General features: G+C 69.2%; 18 protein-coding genes. 6 read left to right on the plus strand and 12 right to left on the minus strand.

Annotated elements, in window-relative coordinates; all coding sequences use genetic code 11:
- Positions 1 to 11: 11 nt before the first annotated feature.
- A complete protein-coding gene (locus tag ASH02_RS19490) occupies positions 12 to 656 on the plus strand; it encodes a TetR/AcrR family transcriptional regulator (RefSeq protein WP_235539086.1) in 645 nt (214 codons plus the stop codon).
- Here the strand turns inward: ASH02_RS19490 and ASH02_RS19495 are convergent, their stop codons facing one another.
- From ASH02_RS19495 to ASH02_RS19505, 3 genes are read right to left on the minus strand one after another with little or no spacing between them, the layout of a single operon-like run.
- Positions 657 to 1,187: a TIGR03086 family metal-binding protein gene (locus ASH02_RS19495; RefSeq protein WP_056682147.1), complete on the minus strand. Its 531-nt coding sequence runs from the start codon at positions 1,185 to 1,187 to the stop codon at positions 657 to 659.
- A 24-nt stretch (positions 1,188 to 1,211) separates the two neighbouring features.
- A complete protein-coding gene (locus ASH02_RS19500) occupies positions 1,212 to 1,601 on the minus strand; it encodes a VOC family protein (RefSeq protein ID WP_056682150.1) in 390 nt (129 codons plus the stop codon).
- The gene (locus ASH02_RS19505; protein WP_056682154.1) at positions 1,598 to 2,371 is read right to left on the minus strand and encodes a trans-aconitate 2-methyltransferase; all 774 of its coding nucleotides are present in this window, start codon (positions 2,369 to 2,371) and stop codon (positions 1,598 to 1,600) included. Before ASH02_RS19505 ends, ASH02_RS19500 begins: the two co-directional genes overlap by 4 nt.
- A 96-nt stretch (positions 2,372 to 2,467) precedes the next feature.
- Here ASH02_RS19505 and ASH02_RS19510 point away from each other — a divergent pair, with 96 nt between their 5' ends.
- A complete protein-coding gene (locus tag ASH02_RS19510) occupies positions 2,468 to 2,962 on the plus strand; it encodes a MarR family winged helix-turn-helix transcriptional regulator (RefSeq protein WP_056682156.1) in 495 nt (164 codons plus the stop codon).
- Between the two features lie 64 nt (positions 2,963 to 3,026).
- Here the strand turns inward: ASH02_RS19510 and ASH02_RS19515 are convergent, their stop codons facing one another.
- The 6 genes from ASH02_RS19515 to ASH02_RS19540 form a co-directional block, all read right to left on the minus strand.
- Positions 3,027 to 3,740, minus strand: a complete 714-nt coding sequence (locus ASH02_RS19515; RefSeq protein WP_156393647.1) for a hypothetical protein — start codon at positions 3,738 to 3,740, stop codon at positions 3,027 to 3,029.
- Positions 3,741 to 3,770: 30 nt separating this feature from the next.
- Positions 3,771 to 5,621: an ABC-F family ATP-binding cassette domain-containing protein gene (locus ASH02_RS19520; RefSeq protein WP_056682162.1), complete on the minus strand. Its 1,851-nt coding sequence runs from the start codon at positions 5,619 to 5,621 to the stop codon at positions 3,771 to 3,773.
- Positions 5,621 to 6,544 (minus strand): 4-(cytidine 5'-diphospho)-2-C-methyl-D-erythritol kinase, encoded by a 924-nt coding sequence (locus ASH02_RS19525; protein WP_056682165.1) that lies wholly within the window; start codon positions 6,542 to 6,544, stop codon positions 5,621 to 5,623. Before ASH02_RS19525 ends, ASH02_RS19520 begins: the two co-directional genes overlap by 1 nt.
- Entirely contained in the window at positions 6,537 to 7,409 is an 873-nt protein-coding gene (gene rsmA, locus ASH02_RS19530; RefSeq protein WP_056682167.1) for a 16S rRNA (adenine(1518)-N(6)/adenine(1519)-N(6))-dimethyltransferase RsmA, read from the minus strand. The genes ASH02_RS19525 and rsmA overlap by 8 nt, the downstream gene beginning before the upstream one ends.
- Positions 7,410 to 7,444: 35 nt before the next feature.
- Positions 7,445 to 8,581, minus strand: coding sequence for a resuscitation-promoting factor (locus ASH02_RS27320; RefSeq protein ID WP_057295332.1), 1,137 nt, complete (start codon positions 8,579 to 8,581; stop codon positions 7,445 to 7,447).
- Between the two features lie 285 nt (positions 8,582 to 8,866).
- Entirely contained in the window at positions 8,867 to 9,691 is an 825-nt protein-coding gene (locus tag ASH02_RS19540) for a TatD family hydrolase (protein ID WP_057295409.1), read from the minus strand.
- A 183-nt stretch (positions 9,692 to 9,874) separates the two neighbouring features.
- Here ASH02_RS19540 and ASH02_RS19545 point away from each other — a divergent pair, with 183 nt between their 5' ends.
- Positions 9,875 to 10,462 carry a DUF6318 family protein gene (locus tag ASH02_RS19545; protein WP_057295333.1) on the plus strand — a complete coding sequence of 196 codons (588 nt, stop codon included), beginning with the start codon at positions 9,875 to 9,877 and terminating at the stop codon, positions 10,460 to 10,462.
- A gap of 284 nt (positions 10,463 to 10,746) precedes the next feature.
- Positions 10,747 to 11,271 carry a hypothetical protein gene (locus tag ASH02_RS19550; RefSeq protein WP_056682176.1) on the plus strand — a complete coding sequence of 175 codons (525 nt, stop codon included), beginning with the start codon at positions 10,747 to 10,749 and terminating at the stop codon, positions 11,269 to 11,271.
- A gap of 1 nt (position 11,272) precedes the next feature.
- Here the strand turns inward: ASH02_RS19550 and rsmI are convergent, their stop codons facing one another.
- Entirely contained in the window at positions 11,273 to 12,115 is an 843-nt protein-coding gene (rsmI, locus tag ASH02_RS19555) for a 16S rRNA (cytidine(1402)-2'-O)-methyltransferase (protein WP_057295334.1), read from the minus strand.
- 36 nt (positions 12,116 to 12,151) lie between these two features.
- On the opposite strand from rsmI, the gene ASH02_RS19560 reads away from it, so the two are divergent.
- Together ASH02_RS19560 and ASH02_RS19565 are read left to right on the plus strand one after the other, a co-directional pair.
- On the plus strand, positions 12,152 to 13,834 hold the full coding sequence (locus tag ASH02_RS19560; protein WP_057295335.1) for a dolichyl-phosphate-mannose--protein mannosyltransferase: 1,683 nt from the start codon (positions 12,152 to 12,154) through the stop codon (positions 13,832 to 13,834).
- Between the two features lies 1 nt (position 13,835).
- Positions 13,836 to 15,041: an MFS transporter gene (locus tag ASH02_RS19565; RefSeq protein ID WP_057295336.1), complete on the plus strand. Its 1,206-nt coding sequence runs from the start codon at positions 13,836 to 13,838 to the stop codon at positions 15,039 to 15,041.
- Positions 15,042 to 15,214: 173 nt separating this feature from the next.
- Here the strand turns inward: ASH02_RS19565 and ASH02_RS19570 are convergent, their stop codons facing one another.
- Together ASH02_RS19570 and ASH02_RS19575 are read right to left on the minus strand one after the other, a co-directional pair.
- Positions 15,215 to 16,162: a DUF1015 family protein gene (locus tag ASH02_RS19570; RefSeq protein ID WP_056682186.1), complete on the minus strand. Its 948-nt coding sequence runs from the start codon at positions 16,160 to 16,162 to the stop codon at positions 15,215 to 15,217.
- Between the two features lie 113 nt (positions 16,163 to 16,275).
- Positions 16,276 to 17,526: a phosphoglycerate dehydrogenase gene (locus ASH02_RS19575; RefSeq protein WP_082563957.1), complete on the minus strand. Its 1,251-nt coding sequence runs from the start codon at positions 17,524 to 17,526 to the stop codon at positions 16,276 to 16,278.
- Positions 17,527 to 17,840 lie beyond the last annotated feature (314 nt).

The raw sequence follows: 17,840 nt of genomic DNA on the forward strand, positions 1-17,840 counted from the left end.
AAGATGGACCGGTGGCCACCTCGAACAGCTCCCGCAAGTCCGCACCCCGGAGCCGGATGACCGCGGCCGAACGCCGCGAGCAGTTGATCGAGATCTCCCGCGCCCTGTTCGCCGAGCGCGGCTTCGACGGTGCGTCGATCGAGGAGGTCGCCAGCCGCGCCGAGGTCTCCAAGCCGGTGGTCTACGAACACTTCGGCGGCAAGGAGGGCTTGTACGCCGTGGTCGTCGACCGCGAGGTCACCCACCTTCTCGGCATGATGCGCGGCGCCCTGACCTCCGGCACCTCGCGCGCGCTCATGGAGCAGGCGGCGCTCACCCTGCTCGACTACATCGACCAGCAGCCCGACGGCTTCCGGATCATGGTGCGCGACTCCCCCATGGGCTCGCAGGGCGCCAGCTTCCAGTCGATCATCGGCGACACGGCGAGCCGGGTCGAAGGCATCCTGGTCGACCAGTTCAAGAAGCGCGGCCTCGACCACAAGACCGCGCCGATGTATGCCCAGATGCTCGTCGGCATGGTCGGCACGACGGGCCAGTGGTGGCTCTCCGCCGACCGCAAGCCCGACAAGCGCGTGGTCGCAGCACACCTGGTCAACCTGGCGTGGAACGGGCTCAGCGGCCTGGAGAAGAAGCCCAAGCTGTTCAGCGAGGACTGATCAGGGTTGGCGCCCGGCGAACGCCGCGAGGCGGTCCACGGCAGACGCGTCGTCGGCCACCTCGACCTGCGGCTGGAAGGCCTCGCCGCGCAGCTCGTCGGTCAGAGAGGCCGACATGAAGTCGAGCCCACACTGCGCCACGCCCTCGTCGAGCTGACGCTCCCAGCCGATGGCCTTGGCGAGGTCCCAGGTGTGCACGGCGAGCTCCGCCACGGACATCGGCGCCGGCGGACCGTCGCCGTCCTCACCGACCTCGTGCCAGTGGTGGATCAGGTCGTCACCCGCCGCACGGAACGACGAGGCCCACTCGACCCCGAGAGGCGGGTCGTTCGACCAGTCGACCTCTTCACCACGGGCCGCCGCCAGGAACTTCGCGGGCGCTCCCGCAAGGTGCGCGGCGAGGCGAGAGACGTCCCAGTCGGAGCACGGCGTCGGGTCGGCGAACTGGTCCTCGTGGACGGCGGCGAGCACGTCACCGGCCTGGTCGATGGCTCGGGACAGGGTCTGGATGGAACCGGATGGTGATGTCATGGCGGTGCCTCCTCGCCACCCACACTAGTGGGCCGGCGTGAGGACCTCGACCCTGTTTCCGTGGGCATCACGGGTGTGGAAGCGCAGGTGGCCGGCGAACGTCCCGCGCTCGTTCCAGTCGACGTCGAACCCCAGAGCCTGCAAGCGGGCGCCGACGTCCTCGAGCTCGTCGATGGTGTCCAACAGAAGGGCAGGGTGTGCCTTCTTCGCAGCGACGAACGGGTCCTCGACCCCCACGTGGATCTCGGCGGCGGTCTCCCCGCGGTCGTCGTACGCACGGAACCAACAGCCGCCGCGCTTCGCCAGCTCGGCGGGCTTCTCGACCTCGGTCATGCCGAGCCCCTCGCCGTAGAACCGGCGGGCTCCGACCTCCCCGCCGGGTGGGCAGGCAACCTGGACGTGGTGCAGTCTCATGCCGACCTCCTCGCGACGACGAAGATGCGCCGGAACGGCAGGACGACGCCGTACGGCGTCTCGGGGTAGGCCGCGCGCAGCCGGGTGCGGAACTCCTCGGCGAACTCCTCGCGCAGGCCGTCGGGCAGCGCCTGGAGGGTGGGCCGGGCGCCGGTTCCGGTCACCCAGGTGAAGACCGGGTCCTCCCCGGTGAGCACGTGGAGGTACGTCGTCTCCCACGTATCGACCTCACAGTCGAGCGCCGCCAGCTTCTCGAGATAGACCGCCGGATCGTGCGAGGAGGGTACGGCCACGCCAGCGAGGTGTGCGGCGTACTTCTCCTGGTCGGCGATCTCGGTGCGGATCGTGTGGCTCGGCTCGCCGAAGTTGCCCGGCACCTGGAAGGCGAGCCAGCCGTCGGGGGCCACCGTGTCGACGAGGTCCGGCAGCAGGTCGAGGTGCCCGGGCACCCACTGCAGGGTGGCGTTGGAGACCAGCACGTCGACGGTCGGGCCGGAGGTGACCCACTCGCGCAGGTCCTGGACGGCGAAGTCGATGCCGGGCGCGTCCCTCCGGGCCCGCTCGATCATCTCCGGACTCGAGTCGACGCCGGTGACCTCGGCAGCCGGCCACCGCTGGGCGAGCAGCGCAGTCAGGTTGCCGGGTCCGCAGCCCAGATCGACCACCCTGCTTGGGGATTCGGCGCCGATGCGCTGGACCAGCTCCACGAAGGGGCGGCCGCGCTCGTCGGCGTAGGTGAGGTACTGCTCGGGACTCCACTGGTGGCTCATCGCGACTCCTCGATTTATCTTGACGTCAAGACACTTCATTCTGACTCCGCCTATGTCTCGATGTCAAGATTCTTGACGATCCGTTACGATGCTGCCATGCGCGACGAAGTGGACGACCTGGTCGATGCCTGGGCACGCGAACGCGCCGACCTGGACCTCGGCCCGGTCGAGGTGTTCAGCCGGATCAGTCGCCTGGCGCGCCACCTCGACCTCGCGCGGCGGACCGCCTTCACCGACCACGACATCGAGTCGTGGGAGTTCGACGTGCTGGCCGCCCTGCGGCGCGCGGGCGGCGACTACGAGCTCTCCCCCGGCAAGCTGATCAAGGAAACCCTGGTCACTTCCGGCACGATGACCAACCGCGTCGACCGGCTGACCGCGCGCGGCCTCGTCGAGCGCCTCCCCGACCCGAACGACCGGCGCGGCGTGCTCGTGCGACTGACCCCCGAAGGACGTACGACGGTCGACGGCGCGTTCGCCGCCCTCCTCGAGGCCGAGCGCGACCTGCTCGGTGACACCTCGGCCCGCGACCGCAAGCAACTCGCCACCCTGCTCCGTCGCCTGATGGTCCCCTTCGCCGACCCGTCGTGAACTTCCATCGACCTGTCGCCAGTTCTCGGTGACCTGTCGCCAGTTCTGCCCGACCTGCCGCACGTCACCGGCCCCCGTCGACCTCGAGGATCTCCAGGTCCAGTGCGGAGCCTTCCCCGTCGATCGGCTCGAGTGAGACGACGACACCGGTGCGCACGTCCAGGGCCACGTCGTACGCCGAGGGGTAGGACCGCTCCGGATCCGGCTCCCAGTCGTCGTACTCGTCGCGGTCGGAGATCTCCGACCAGAGCAGCGCACAGCACCCACACGTCGGGTCATAGCCCTCGACGGGCCTGATCCGCGCGCGCCACACGGGACGGCCGTGGTGCGTGTCGACCCTCAGGTCGCTGATCGTCGTGGACTCGGAGAGCTCGCGCGGGTCGAGCATCGCCACCCAGAAGTAGTTGGTGTACATCGGGTCGCCGTAGTCGATCGAGACGAAGTCATCGCCTTCCTGGGCGAACGAGTCCGGCCTCGAGGCAACCAGCCCGTCGGAGCGCCGTACCGGCTCGACCTCGTGCGGCCAGCGGTGGATGATCTCTGGCGTCCTTTGGGGCCCGCCGTCGGCCGTGGACGACATCCAGACCACGCCTCGAGCCTGCCCCAGGTCCTCGCGCTCGATCGTCTGTCGGCCGTCGGCATCGACGACTCGCAGTTCACCGGGCCGGTTCACCCAGGCCTCGACCGGCTCCTCACCGTGACGAGTGAAGTGCAGGCTCTGCCAGAGCCACGGCGAGCTGCGCGCCAGGGCCCGGAAGGCGTCCTCGGTCAGGTCCATGCCCACCATTCTCACGAGGCGGGCAAGAGGTTATTCGAGGATCTCGGCGGCCTCGAGCCACTCGAGCTCGAGTTCTTCCTTCTCCGCATGCAGTACGTCGAGCTGCCCACTCAGCTCCGCGAGCTTGCCGTAGTCGGCGGCGTGCTCGGCGATCTGGGCGTTCAGCGAGGTCTCCTGCTCGGCGATCTTGGCCAGGCGTCGGTCGATGCGCTCGACCACCTTGCGAGCAGCGCGTTCCTCGGCGCTGCCGGACTTGGCCTTCTGCGCCGCCCCGGGGCTTGCGTCGGCGGTCGACTCACCGGGTCTCGACCCGCTCGCGCCGCCTCGTTCCTCGGCGGCGTCGCTCGCTCGACCTTCGCGAGCCCACGCTGCCCGCTCGTCCCTCGCGCGCAGCTGCTCGCTTCGCCGTTCGAGGTATTCGTCGACCCCACGCGGGAGCATCGAGATCTTGCCGTCGCCGAGCAACGCCCAGACCGAGTCGGTGACCCGCTCGAGGAAGTAGCGGTCGTGCGAGACCACGATCAGCGTGCCGGGCCAGCCGTCGAGGAAGTCCTCGAGCACGTTGAGGGTGTCGATGTCGAGGTCGTTGGTGGGCTCGTCGAGGAGCAGCACGTTGGGCTCGGTGAGCAGCAGCCGCAGCATCTGGAACCGGCGTCGCTCGCCACCGGAGAGATCACCGATGCGGGCCGTCAGCCGGTCACCGGTGAAGCCGAAGCGCTCGAGCATCGAGGTCGCCGTGATCTCGCCGTCGACGGTCTTGGTGATCCGGCGGATCGACTCGACGCTGGGCAGCACCCGCTGCTCGGGGTCGAGGTCGTCGAGCGCCTGGGTCAGGTGTTGCAGCGCGATCGTGCGCCCGTGCTTGACCTTGCCGGCACTGGGAGCGAGGTCTCCGGAGAGCAGCGCGAGCACCGAGCTCTTGCCGGCCCCGTTGACACCGACGATGCCGACCCGGTCCCCGGGACCGAGCCGCCAGGTCGCGTGGTCGAGCAGCTGCCGCTCGCCGCGGAAGAGGTCGACGTTCTCCACGTCGATGACGTCCTTGCCGAGCCGTTGGGTGGCGAACTTCTGCAGCTCCATGCGGTCGCGCGGCGGCGGGACGTCCTCGATCAGCGCGTTGGCAGCGTCGATGCGGAACTTCGGCTTCGACGTGCGGGCCGGGGCGCCGCGGCGCAGCCAGGCCAGCTCCTTGCGGGCCAGGTTCTGCCGCCGGGTCTCCGACGCGTTGGCCTGGCGGGTGCGCTCGGCCTTGGCCAGCACGTAGGCGGCGTACCCGCCCTCGTAGGAGTCGACGACGCCGTCGTGGACCTCCCAGGTGAACTGGCAGACCTCGTCGAGGAACCAGCGGTCGTGGGTGACCACGACCAGGGCCGACTGCAGCGTGGTCAGGTGGCGGGCCAGCCAGGCCACCGCCTCCACGTCGAGGTGGTTGGTCGGTTCGTCGAGGATCACCAGGTCGTGCTCGTCGAGCAGCAGCGCGGCCAGCGAGCAGCGGCGACGCTCACCACCGGAGAGGCCCAGGACGGCCCGGTCGAGGGAGACCCCGGCGAGCAGCACCTCGACGATCTCGCGGGTCACCGGGTCGGCCGCCCACTCGTGGTCGTCCTTGCCGCCGAGCACGGCCTCGCGCACCGAGTGCGTGTCGACCAGTTCGTCGCCCTGGTGCAGGTAGCCGATGTGCAGGCCCCGGGTCTTCGACACCCGCCCGGTGTCGGGCTCCTCGAGGCCGGCCATCACCTCGAGCAGGGTGGTCTTGCCGTCGCCGTTGCGGCCGACGATGCCGATCCGCTCCCCACGCGAGATGCCGAGGGACACCTCGCTGAGCAGCGGACGGACGCCGTACGACTTGGAGACCTTCTCGAGGTTGATCAGGTTGGCCATCAGAGCACCGTCGCTCCGGGGACGGGGCCGGTGGCCAGCACCGCACGGCCGTACGCCGACAGCGCGGCTGCGACTCGTGTGGCGTGGTCGGCGTCCTCACACAGGAACAGGCAGGTCGGCCCGGATCCGGAGACCAGCGCCGCGAGGGCCGACGCGTCGAGCCCGGCCTGCAGGGGTGCAGCGAGGGCCGGACGCAGCCGCAGCGAAGCGGGCTGGAGGTCGTTGCCGACCGCCTCGGCCAGTGCGCGCACGTCTCCGCTTGCCAGTGCCTTGACCAAGGCGTCGGGGATCTCGGGGTCGGCGATCGTGAGGCCGTCGTGGAGCGCGTCGTACTCCGCGTAGACCGCGGGCGTCGACATGCCCTCGTCGGAGGTGAGCACCACCCAGTCGTAGCGACCGGTGTCGGTCAGCGGAGTGACAACCTCGCCGCGTCCGTGGCCGGCGGCCGAGCCCCCGACGAGGCCGAACGGCACGTCGGAGCCGAGCCGGCCGGCGAGGTCGAGGAGCGTCGACAACGGGGTGTCGAGGCCCCAGAGCGCGTCACAGGCCAACAGCGCGGCGGCACCGTCGGCGGAGCCGCCGGCCAATCCGCCCGCGACCGGGATGCCCTTGTCGATGTGGAGCGCGACGGGGTGCGCGACGGGGTGCGCGAGGTCGGCATGGTCGGCCAGCAGCTTCGCGGCACGCAGTGCGAGGTTGGTGTCGTCGAGCGGGACTGCCGCGACGTCGATGCCCGCACCGGCCGTGCAGGTCACCGACCACTCCTCGGCCGGGATCGCGGTGACGGTCGAGAACAGCGAGATCGCCTGGTAGGCGGTGGCCAGTGGGTGGAAGCCGTCCGGGCGCACGGGGCCGACGCCCAGGTGCAGGTTGATCTTGGCCGGGGCGCGCACGGTCACCTCGGGTCGGGTGGAGTCAGGCATGCAGTCCCTCGGCGATCCGGGCGAAGTCGTTGACGTCGAGCACCTCTCCGCGCGCCATCGGGTCGACGCCGGCATGGGCCAGGGCCCGCTCGGCGGCCTCGGCGGAGCCGGCCAGGTTCTTCAGGGTGGAGCGCAGGGTCTTGCGGCGCTGCGCGAATGCGGCGTCGACGACCGCGAAGACCTCCTCGCGGGTGGCCTTCGTGGCCGGCTGCTCGCGGCGGGTCCAGGCGACCAGCCCGGAGTCGACGTTGGGGGCCGGCCAGAACACGTTGCGGCCGACCGCACCGGAACGGCGTACGTCGGCGAACCAGGCGGCCTTGACCGACGGGACGCCGTACACCTTGGAGCCGGGAGGGGCCGCGAGCCGGTCGGCGACCTCGGACTGGACCATCACCATGCCGCGCTCGAGGGACGGCAGCAGGGTGAGCATGTGCAGCAGCACCGGCACCGACACGTTGTAGGGCAGGTTGGCCACCAGCGCTGTCGGAGCCGGCCCGGGCAGCTCGGTGACCCGCAGCGCGTCGGCGTGCACGACCTCGAAGCGGTCGACGTGGTTAGGGGCGTACGTCGCGATGGTGCGGGGCAGTGCCTCCGCGAGCTTGTCGTCGATCTCGACGGCCAGCACACGCTCGGCCACGTCGAGCAGGGCCAGGGTCAGCGAGCCGAGACCGGGGCCGATCTCGAGGACGACGTCGCTGCCCGTGATCGCGGAGTCCCGGACGATGCGGCGACACGTGTTGGCGTCGATGACGAAGTTCTGGCCCTTCTGCTTCGTCGGCCGGATGTCGAGCGCGGCAGCCAGGGAACGCACTTCCGCCGGGCCGAGAAGTCTCGGCCCGGCGGAAGAGTGTTCTACGTCCGGCATGGGGGTCAGCCTAGTGCCGACCGGCCCGGAAGCCCTTACTGCGGCAGGCCCAGGCTCGACGAGCACGCCGGCCAGGCGCCGTACCCGCCGGAGGCGTCGCGCACCTTGGTCGCAATGGCGATCTGGGTCTCGCGGCTGTTCTCGCTCGGCAGGCCCGTGCCGCCGTACGACTGCCAGGTGCCGAGGTTGAACTGCAGGCCGCCGTAGTAGCCGTTGCCGGTGTTGGTCGCCCAGTTGCCACCGGACTCGCACTGAGCCAGGGCGTCCCAGACGGTGTTGCCCCCGGCGAAGTTCGACGTGGTCTCCGGGCGCTCCTTGGTGCCCACCTTCACGATCTCGTCCACAGGCTGCTTGGTGACGTCGGCGGTGATGACCTTGGTGGCGAAGAGCTTGCCGTTGCGGTACTCGAGGCGGTAGGTCACGTTGCGGGCGCCCGCGGAGCCCTCACGGACGGTCTCGGACTCGTCGTCGTACATCGAGTCGTCGGACTTCTCGATCGTGTCGAAGTCGATCGCCTCGCCGCCGACGGCCTTGCGGACCACGCGCACCTTGGTGACGGTGATCTTGGTGCCTTCCTTGACCTCGCTCTTGCGGGCAGGCTTGACGATGTCGTCCTTGTCGACCTTGACGTCGAGCTCCTTGAGCACGTCGGCAACGGTGAACCCGGCGATGTTCTTGGTGAGGCGCTTGCCGTTGCCGACCTTGATCGTCAGCTTCTTGGGGGTGACGATCTCGAGGCGCAGGCCGCCACGGGAGATGTCGGCGTTGCGGCTGGTGGAGAGGTCGGCGCCGCCGAAGCGCATGCCGAGCTCGTCGAGGGCCTCGTCGACGCTGTCCGAGTTGACCCAGTACGTCGCGGGCTTGCCGTCGACGGTCAGTTCGAGCTGGCGGCCGAAGCGCACCGAGATGCGGGTGCCCTCGTTGACCTTCTCGTCCGGGCCGGGCAGGACGATGTCGTGCTCACCGATCTTGATGTCTTCGTCCTCGAGGACGTCGGCGACGGTGTCGCCGGTCGAGTGGACCGTCTTGGTCTCACCGTCGAGGGAGAGGGTGACTTCCTTGTTCATCTTCGCGTAGCCGTAGCTGGTGCCGATGAGCGCCAGGGCCACTGCGGCGACGAGTACTGCGAGGAGGGTCTTGCTCTTGCCGAGGAGTGCGATTCGGTTGCGCACAGGTCTCCAGACTTAGAACGTCCCGGTTCTCGGAGACCAGCGCGACCGCACGGCGCCAGCCTGCGGAGGATCTTGCTGGGCAGCCGTTCGGGGCCACCGGTGCACTGGTCGGTCTCTCATCCGATTCCGGCCATCAGCCATCGACCATAAGCGCGACAATCGGGACACGCCAAGCCGACGAGGCCCGGATCACCCCCGCTGTGACCGGGCTCTCCCCACCCCTGAAATGCCTGTCTTCGCAGGTCAGGACGGCTTTTAGGGGGTCTTTCGAATGGCTATTGCCGCTCACCAATTTCCGTAGACTGCGGTGGTGTTCTGGTCGACCGCGGCGCAGAGTTCGGACAGGTCGTCGCCGCGTACGTCGGCCATCAGCCGCATCGTCATCGGGATTAGATAGGACGCGTTCGGACGCCCGCGATAGGGATGCGGGGTGAGGAACGGGGCGTCCGTCTCGACCAGGATCCGGTCCTGCGGGGTGATGGCCAGCGCGTCCCGCAGCGGTTGCGCGTTCTTGAAGGTGACCGTGCCGGCGAAGCTGAGGTGAGCGCCCTTGTCGAGGCATCGCTTCGCGAAGTCTGCGTCGCCGGAGAAGCAGTGCATCACCCAGCGGTCGGGGGCGCCCTCCTCGTCGAGGATCGCGAGGACGTCGTCGTGCGCGTCGCGGTCGTGGATCATCAGCGTCTTGTCGAGACGCTTGGCGAGGGCGATGTGCCGGCGAAACGACTCGTGCTGGGCCTCGCGGCCGTCCTCGTCGGTGCGGAAGTAGTCGAGCCCGGTCTCGCCCACCGCACGCACGAGGTCGTCCTGGGCGAGCGTTTCGATCTCCTCGAGCGCAGCGTCGAGGGTCCCCGCCACGGCCAGGCGCGGTGCCTCGTTGGGGTGGAGGGCGACCGCGGCCACGAGTGCGTCGTACTCGTGCGCTGCCTTGACCGCCCACCGAGCACCCGGCAGGTCGCAGCCGACCTGGACGATGCGGGTGACGTTGGACTTCGTTGCGGCTTCGAGGGCCTGCTCGGTGCGGAACCAGTCGTCGCCGTCGACGATGTCGAGGTGGCAGTGGTTGTCGGCCACCGGGTGCGGCAGCGGCTCCGGCGCCGGCGGACGGGTCATGTCGCGCTTGCTGCCGCTCTTCTCCTCGGTCGTCGCGCGCTTGCGGGTCGGCTCCTCGATCACGCCTTCACCCTAGGTCGTGGTTGTCCACAGGCTCTCGGGTGACCCTTTTCGTGACCCGTCTGGCCGACTTAGAGTGAACGGCGTCGCCGCTCGGGGCGGCGTCTCGGAAAGGTCGACACCTTGCGCCTCCGCACCACCGCCGGCATCGGGCTGGCCGCGCTCCTGCTGGCATCGCTCGCGGCGTGCATGGACGACGACTCCGGCGCGAGCCCGTCTGACCCCGACTCGAGTACGACGACTGCCAGCACGTCACCCACGGTCGAGCCGAGCCCGACTGTCACGGACACCGGGCCGAGCATCCCGGCTGACGCCCAGGGCACGGACGAGGCCAGCGCGAAGACGTTCGTGCGGTTCTACTTCGCCACGCTCAGCGAGGCCATGCAGACCGGTGACACCGAGACGTTGGAGCAACTCGGGAGCAAGCGCTGCGTTTCGTGTCGCAAGCTGAGCAACCTGATCAGCGACACATATGCAAAGGGCGGCTACTACGAGACACCCGGATGGCGCGTTCGTCAGATGTTCGACGAGAAGCAACTCCGCCTGGGCCGCTTTTCATTCTTGCTGTCCACCATTCAAGCCGAGAGAACGCTCTTCGGAACCAACGGCGAACAGGTGGACACTCAGCGCAGGTCCGAAGTCCCGATGCGCGTCATCGTGGAACCGAAGGCAGGTAGATGGCGCATTGAGCGGTTGGACATCATCCGATGATGGCCCTGGGAACTGCCGTACTTGCGGCTGTCGTCAGCCTCAGCGCGGGTAATTCGGGCAATGACAGGGACCCGGAGGTCCAGCCCGGCGACAACAGTCTTACGTCGCAGCTCACCGAGGTCGTGATCAAGGAAGTGGGGCAGGTCCCCGATCCACGTTTTCCAGATCAGAGCCCGGCACCCAACACCCAGGCCGGCACACCATGTACGGCTGACGGAGCGGGAGAAGACTGTTACTCCGTTGTCCGGTGCTCACCCGAAGCCAGCTCGGCGACCGGTGGACGAGTGAAGGTCATCGAGTTCGGCGGCATGGGCTCACTCGGCGAATGCTCGCCGTCCGAAGGCGGACCCGTCGTCACGAGCACACTGGTGCTGAGGGCGTTCCGGCGGATTCCGGTGCCGGTCTCGAAGGTGCTCATCCAGCCGCCGGGCGGCAAGACACTGGTCAACTTCGACACCCTGTTCCGCACCGAGGCCGAACCCTTCAATCGCACCGTCACGCTGCTCGGCAGCAAGGTCGAGCTGGCCATCACGCCGAGCTCGTTCACCTGGGTCCACGGCGACGACACCACCCAGACGACGTCCTGGCCGGGTCGCGCCTACGAGCAGCGCCTGCCGATGACCAGCTACATCTCCCACGTCTACGAGCACACCAGTGATGCCTACAGGGTGCGGGTCGACACGACGTACTCCGCGCGATACCGGGTCAACGGTGGGCCCTGGCTCGATGTCGATGGCACGGTCACTCGACCGGGGAGCTCTGCGAACCTGCGCGTGGTCGAGGGGCGTCCGACGCTGGTCAGCAACTGACTCAGCGGTGGACGGCGTCGTAGACCTCGCGCTTGGGGACCCCGGCTCGCTTGGCGACGGCCAGGATGGCGTCCTTGCGGGACGAGCCCTCGGCCTCGAGGTCGGCGACGGCCGTGCGCCACACGTCGGGGTCGTGGTCGAGCGCCGGTGCATCCGGGGCGCCCTGCACCACGAGGGTCACCTCGCCACGCAGTCCGTCAGCAGCCCAGACTGCGAGTTCCCGCAGCCCACCCCGGCGTACCTCTTCGTAGGTCTTGGTCAGCTCCCGGCACACGGCACCGGGCCGGTCGTCGCCGAACGCGTCGGCCATCGCCTCGAGCGCGACCGCCGTGCGGTGTGGCGCCTCGAAGAAGACCATCGTGCGCTGCTCGGCGGCAAGAGCGGTGAGTCGGCGGGAGCGCTCACCCGCCTTGCGGGGCAGGAATCCCTCGAAGCAGAACCTGTCGACCGGCAGCCCGGACACGGCCAACGCGGTGAGGACGGCACTGGGCCCCGGCACTGCCGTGACCCTCACGCCCTCGGCGACCGCCGCCGCGACGAGGCGATAGCCCGGGTCGGAGACACTCGGCATGCCGGCATCGGTCACCAGCAGCACCCGGTCCCCGGCAAGGAGTGCTTCGAGCAGCACCGGCGTACGCGCGGACTCGTTGCCCTCGAAGTAGGACACGACACGTCCGTTGATGGTCACGCCTAGGTCGGAGGTGAGCCGTTTCAGCCGTCTGGTGTCCTCCGCGGCCACCACGTCGGCGCGCCCGAACTCGGCCACCAGTCGCGGCGGAGCGTCGTCGACCTGGCCGATCGGGGTCGCGGCCAGCACGAGTACGCCGGGTTCGGTGGAGGTCACGGGCCCATCATGCCTGCCTGCGTAGCATGGCTCCCCGTGACCACCCCGCCCGCCGACGTCGAGACCCTCTCGCGTGACGTCGACGGCGACCCGCTCCCCTCCATCAAGGAGCGGTGGCGTCCGCTGGCCCGACTCGAGGACCCGTTGGTCGGCTGGATCGCTGCTCTCGCAGTGACCGCGCTCGCCCTGTTCCTGCGACTGTGGAAGCTCGGCACTCCCAAGGAGTTCGAGTTCGACGAGACGTACTACGCGAAGGACGCGTGGTCGATGCTCAACCACGGCTACGTGCGCAAGTACGTCGAGGACGCCGACAAGATGATCCTCAACGGCCAGACCGACAAGGCGTGGGACGGCTCGGACCCGTCGATGATCGTGCACCCCGAGGTCGGGAAGTGGATGATCGCGGCCGGCGAGAAGGCCTTCGGCATGGACCCGTTCGGCTGGCGCATCTCGGCCGCGATCGTCGGCTCGCTGATGATCCTGGTGCTGTGCCGGCTGCTACGCCGACTCACCGGCTCCACCCTGCTCGGCTGCGTGGCGGGCCTGCTGCTCTGCTTCGACGGGATGCACCTGGTGCTCTCGCGACTCGCACTGCTCGACATCTTCCTGGCGTTCTGGCTGCTGTGCGCGGTGACCGCCCTCGTCGTCGACCGGGACTGGACCCGCGAACGGATGGCCCGACTGCCCGGCGGCAGTTGGGGTCCGACGAGGGGGCTGTGGTTCCGTCCGTGGCGGCTGGTCGCCGGCATCTGCTTCGGCCTGGCGATCGGCACGAAGTGGAGCGCGCTCTACCCGTTGGCCGCGTTCGGCGTACTCATCTGGTTGTGGGACGCGTCGGGCCGGCGTGCACTCGGCGTACGACGGGCGACGCTGAAGTCGGCACTCATCGACGGGATCCCGGCCTTCGTGCACCTCGTCGTGGTCGCCTTCATGGTCTACGTCGCGTCGTGGACCGGATGGTTGATGCACGCCGACAAGTACGAGCAGGCGTTCTCGCAGACGCAGTACACGCAGTTCGTCTCGATGAACGACAAGTGCGAGGAGAAGCGCGACGAGTCGAAGCAGTGGCCGACGGCGAAGCAGAAGGACGCCAGCGGTGTCGGCGAGGTCGTCCAGTCCTTGCGCTCCCTGGCGTCGTACCACCACGACGTCTACGTCTTCCACACGCACTTCCTGAACTGCAGCACGCACATCTACGAGTCCGACCCGCGCGGCTGGCTGATCCTGAACCGCCCCGTCGGGGTCAACGTGGAGAACGACATCCAGCCCGGGGCCCAGGGATGCCAGGCGGAGAAGGGCAGCACCTGCCTGCGCGAGGTCATCCTTCTCGGCACCCCGATCCTGTGGTGGGGCGGCGCCCTGGCCTTGGTCTGGGCGGTCGTCGCCTGGGTCGGTAGGCGCGATTGGCGCTACGGCTTCGCCGTGGTCGGGACGCTGGCCATGTGGCTGCCGTGGGAGATCAACGACGAGCGGCCGATCTTCTCGTTCTACGCGTCATCGATCCTGCCGTTCACGATCGTCGCGCTGACGCTGACCATGGGCGACCTGCTCGGGCGGGAACGCGGGCCGTCGAAGCGGCGCACGATCGGCACCATCATCGGTGGCTCGTTCTTCATCCTGGTGGTGGCGAACTTCGCGTGGTTCTGGCCGATCTGGACCAACGAGCTGCTCACCCGCTCCGAATGGCTGGACCGCATCTGGTTCGCCCGGTGGATCTGACGTGACGGCACAGCAGGACCGCGTCTGGACGCCGTGGCGCTCGGTCTTCGCGTTCGGCATCGTCAGTCTGGCCGCCGACATGGTCTACGAGGGCATGCGGGCGATGGCTGGGCCCCTGCTCGGCTCGCTGGGCGCCTCGGCGTTCACCGTCGGCATCGTCACCGGGGCCGGCGAGGCCATCGCGCTGGCCCTGCGGCTGGTCACCGGACGGATGGCCGACCGCACCGGCCGCTACTGGCGGCTGACGTTCGTCGGCTACGCCATGACGGCGATCTGCGTGCCCCTGTTGGCGATCACGCCCTTCCTCGGGGTGGCGGGTCTCGGGGTCGCCACCACGCTGATCCTGCTGGAGCGCACCGGCAAGGCGGTTCGCAGCCCGTCGAAGTCGGCGCTGCTGGCCCAGGTCTCGAAGTCCGTCGGGCGTGGCCGCGGGTTCGCCGTACACAAGGCACTGGACCAGGTCGGAGCGTTCGCCGGCCCGCTCCTGGTCGCCGCGGTCGCCGCCGCCACCGGCCACCTGTGGCTGGCCTTCGCGGTGCTCGCCGTCCCGGGCCTCCTGTCGCTGGTGCTGCTGGCGCAGGTGCAACGGCGTACGACGCTCTCCGACGAAGCAGCACCCGCGCCGGCCATCGGCGAGCAGAGGGAGCCGGCGAAGCTGCCGCTCGCGTTCTACGTCTTCGCGACCTCCTGTGCTGCGGGAACCCTCGGACTGATGACGTTCGGCGTGATCTCGTTCCACCTGGTCGACGCCGGGCTGGTCGGCGTGGCCGTCGTGCCGGTCATCTACGCGCTGGCCATGGCGGTCGAGGCCGTCGCCGCACTCGGCACGGGTTTCGCCTACGACCGTTGGCGTGCACGGGTGCTCTACTGCCTGCCGGTGCTCATCGCGATCGTTCCGCCGCTGGCGCTGGCCGACCACCTGACCGGCGTGCTCCTCGGAGTCGCGGTGTGGGGCCTGGCCACCGGCATCCAGGACTCCACGGTGAAGGCCCTGGTCGCCGACCTCGTGCCGTCGTCCGGCCTGGCCACGGCGTACGGCGTCTTCGCGGCGTTCCAGGGCGGTGCCGCCCTCATCGGTGGTGCGCTGTCCGGCGGCCTCTATCGCGACCACCTCACCCTGCTGGTGGCACTCGTCGCCGGGTTGCAGGTGCTCTCGCTGGCCCTGCTCGTGATCACCCGTCGCGCCGTGCTCCGCGCGGAGCCATAGGCCAAGATTCGGCACCCGTCGGACCGTGCGACAGGTAAGTCGTCGCCACCACCGTCCCCCTGGGCGTGCGTCCGCCCATGGAGAGACCTCCTTACCTGCCCGAGGGGCCGCCCGACTCCGCCACCGCGGCCACGTTCGTCGTCCTCCTGGGCGAGGCCTGAGGCAAGCTCGCGTCAGCGCACGATGATGCCGGCATAGGGCTTGGGGTCGAAGTACGTCGTCTTCGGTGGCATCACCTGGCCGAGATCGGCGACCTCCCTCAACTGCTCGAGGGTCGGCGGCGCCAACACGAACAAGGCTCCCCCGTCCCGGTCGCAGAGGCTGACGAGTTGACCCAGCGGAGACGTCACCGAAATGCTCTCCGTCCGCTCGACCATCGCGGCTCCGAGCAGCGGGGTCAGCACGTGTTGTTCGAGGATGGTGAGATCGAGGCCGCCCACTCCGGCGGGACGGTCAACGGCGGGCTCGACCCGCAGCCAGGTGCCGTCGACGTACACGCTGGTGCCGCCGGTGGGGGTCTCACCGAGCGCGCACTCACTGACGTCACAGCACCCGGCGAGCAGGAGCCGGAGCTGGTCGGGATCGACCGGGCCACGCACCCGTCGGCGGAATGCCCGCAGCCGAAGACCATGCTGGGGGTAGAGGACGCACAGCAGTGCGGCCTCCGTCGGTCGGCCCGCCCGCTCCCAGAGCGCGAGGCTGGCGGCGACACGGTGGTGGCCGTCGGCGATGTAGTGAACGGACCGGTCCAAGGCATCAGCGAGCAGAACACTGGCGGCGTCGGAGACTCGCCAGACTGTCTGACGCCAGCCGTCGGGGCCGATGAAGTCGACCAGTGGTGACCCGTCCAGCGTCTCCTCCACGGTCCGGTCGACGTCCGGTCCCGCGGCGTGCAGCAGCGTGACCAACTCCGTGCGCCTGGGCACCGAGGCGAAGTGTTCGACGAGCCCCTTCACCCGAGCAGGACAAACCGCCTCGTGGCCCCGAACCCGTCCGTCGGCGAAGGCCAGGACGCTGACGTCGGCAACCACCCCGACGTGCTCGTCCTCACCGTGCTGGAGCCGGTAGACAAGGATCCCGGTCGTCGGAGGAAGGTAGTCGTCTTCAGCCGGCGCATGCATCGGATCCCTTCGGGTGCCCCTGCCGACAACAAGGGTGTCCGTCATCGGTGTGACGTTGTGGGCCGCGCTCTCCGGTCGCACGACGCGCGCTTCAGCGGGCCGGACCGTGCGGCTCATGACAGACCTGCCAACGGTGTCGCCGAGACACCGAGGACCTCTGGGATCGCAGCCATCTCGTCCAGCAGGGACGGAGGCACGGAGCCGGCGACGTCCATGGAGGCCACAGCCGCCTCCCCACCACGGAAGACCCGGTTCTCCATGTTCTCGACGTTCAGTCCGGCTGTCCTCAGCAGTTCGAGCAGTCGGGCCAGAACACCCGGGCGATCGAGGTGGCGGACCGTGAGAGTCACCGCGCCCAACCGACTGGGCTCGAGGTTGACGCAGTTGCGAACGGCCCCTCGGACGAACGCATCCACGATCTCAACCACTCCGGCGGCGGTCGCGGTCTGGGCCTGGACGGTCGAGGCCCCGATGTGGTGGGTCCCGACGACGCCCGGGTGCTTGGCCAGTGGGGACTCCCAGGCGCTGCTTCCGCCGGCGGGCTCGTCGCGGTAGACGTCGAGGCCGGCCCGGACCGCGCCCACCTCGAGCGCCTCGAGCAGGGCGCCCTCGTCGACGAGATCACCACGTGAGGTGTTGAGGAGGATCGCGCCGGGGCGCATCCAGCCGAGGAACTCCCGGCTCACGAGGCTCTGGGTGCTCGTGGTGGAGGGGAGGTGCAGGGAGACGATGTCGGAGGACCTGACGAGTTGTTCGAGAGTGGGCACGAGGGTGATGCCCAACTCGGCGATCCGAGACGCAGCGGACGACCCACGGGGCTTGTCCAGTGCCTGCACTGCGATCCCGAAGGCAGCCGCGCGCTGGGCGACGTCGAGGCCGATGGAACCGAGTCCGATGATCGCCATGGTGGAGCCGAGCAACCCGGAGGCCTTGCTGTAGGCCTTCTTCCGCCATGCCCCGGCGCGCAGGTCGGCGACGTTGTCGGCGATCCGACGGTCGACGGCAAGCAGCAACCCCATGGTGAGTTCGGCGACCGCGGCCGAGTTCCGTCCGGGCACGTTGGCCACCAGTACGCCGCGGGAGGCGGCAGCCGCGGTGTCGATCGTGTTGGTGCCGGCCCCCGCGCGGATGACCAAAGCGAGCCGGTCTGCGGCCGCGATGACGTGTTGGGTGACCTTGGTGCTGCGCACCACCAGGATGTCGAAGCCCGGAATGGCCCCGATCAGGTCGGTCTTGCCCAAGGAGGTGTCGACGACGCACTCGTGACCGCGTTGCTCGAGTTCGTCCAGGGCCTGCTGCGGCAGCGTGTCCGCAACGAGGATGCGAAGACCCGTGGGCGGGGTCCGCGAGGGTGAAGGTTGCATCGCGACCTCCCGCGCGAGGCGGTCGGCCCACCGATCGGGCCGTGTCGACGTCACGCTAGCCCCTGCATCGCGGTTCTGCCACAGGAATGCGCGGGTCGGGTGATCTCGATGTCGAGGGCGGCGTCGTCGAACTTCCTGCCGCGGCACGCTGCACCGTAGTCCGCGATCTAGACGCGGTTGGTGTGTTCGGCGATCGACAGGGCGAAACGTTGTTCGAGGTGTGTGCCGTCGATGAGGGCGTCACCGAGTGCCTCGTGGACGGGGTGGGTTCCGGTGGGGTCGACGAGTCGGTGGGCCTTGTGGGGTGAGCGCCA

It is taken from the genome of Nocardioides sp. Soil796 (genome assembly GCF_001429525.1).
Lineage (GTDB): Bacteria > Actinomycetota > Actinomycetes > Propionibacteriales > Nocardioidaceae > Nocardioides.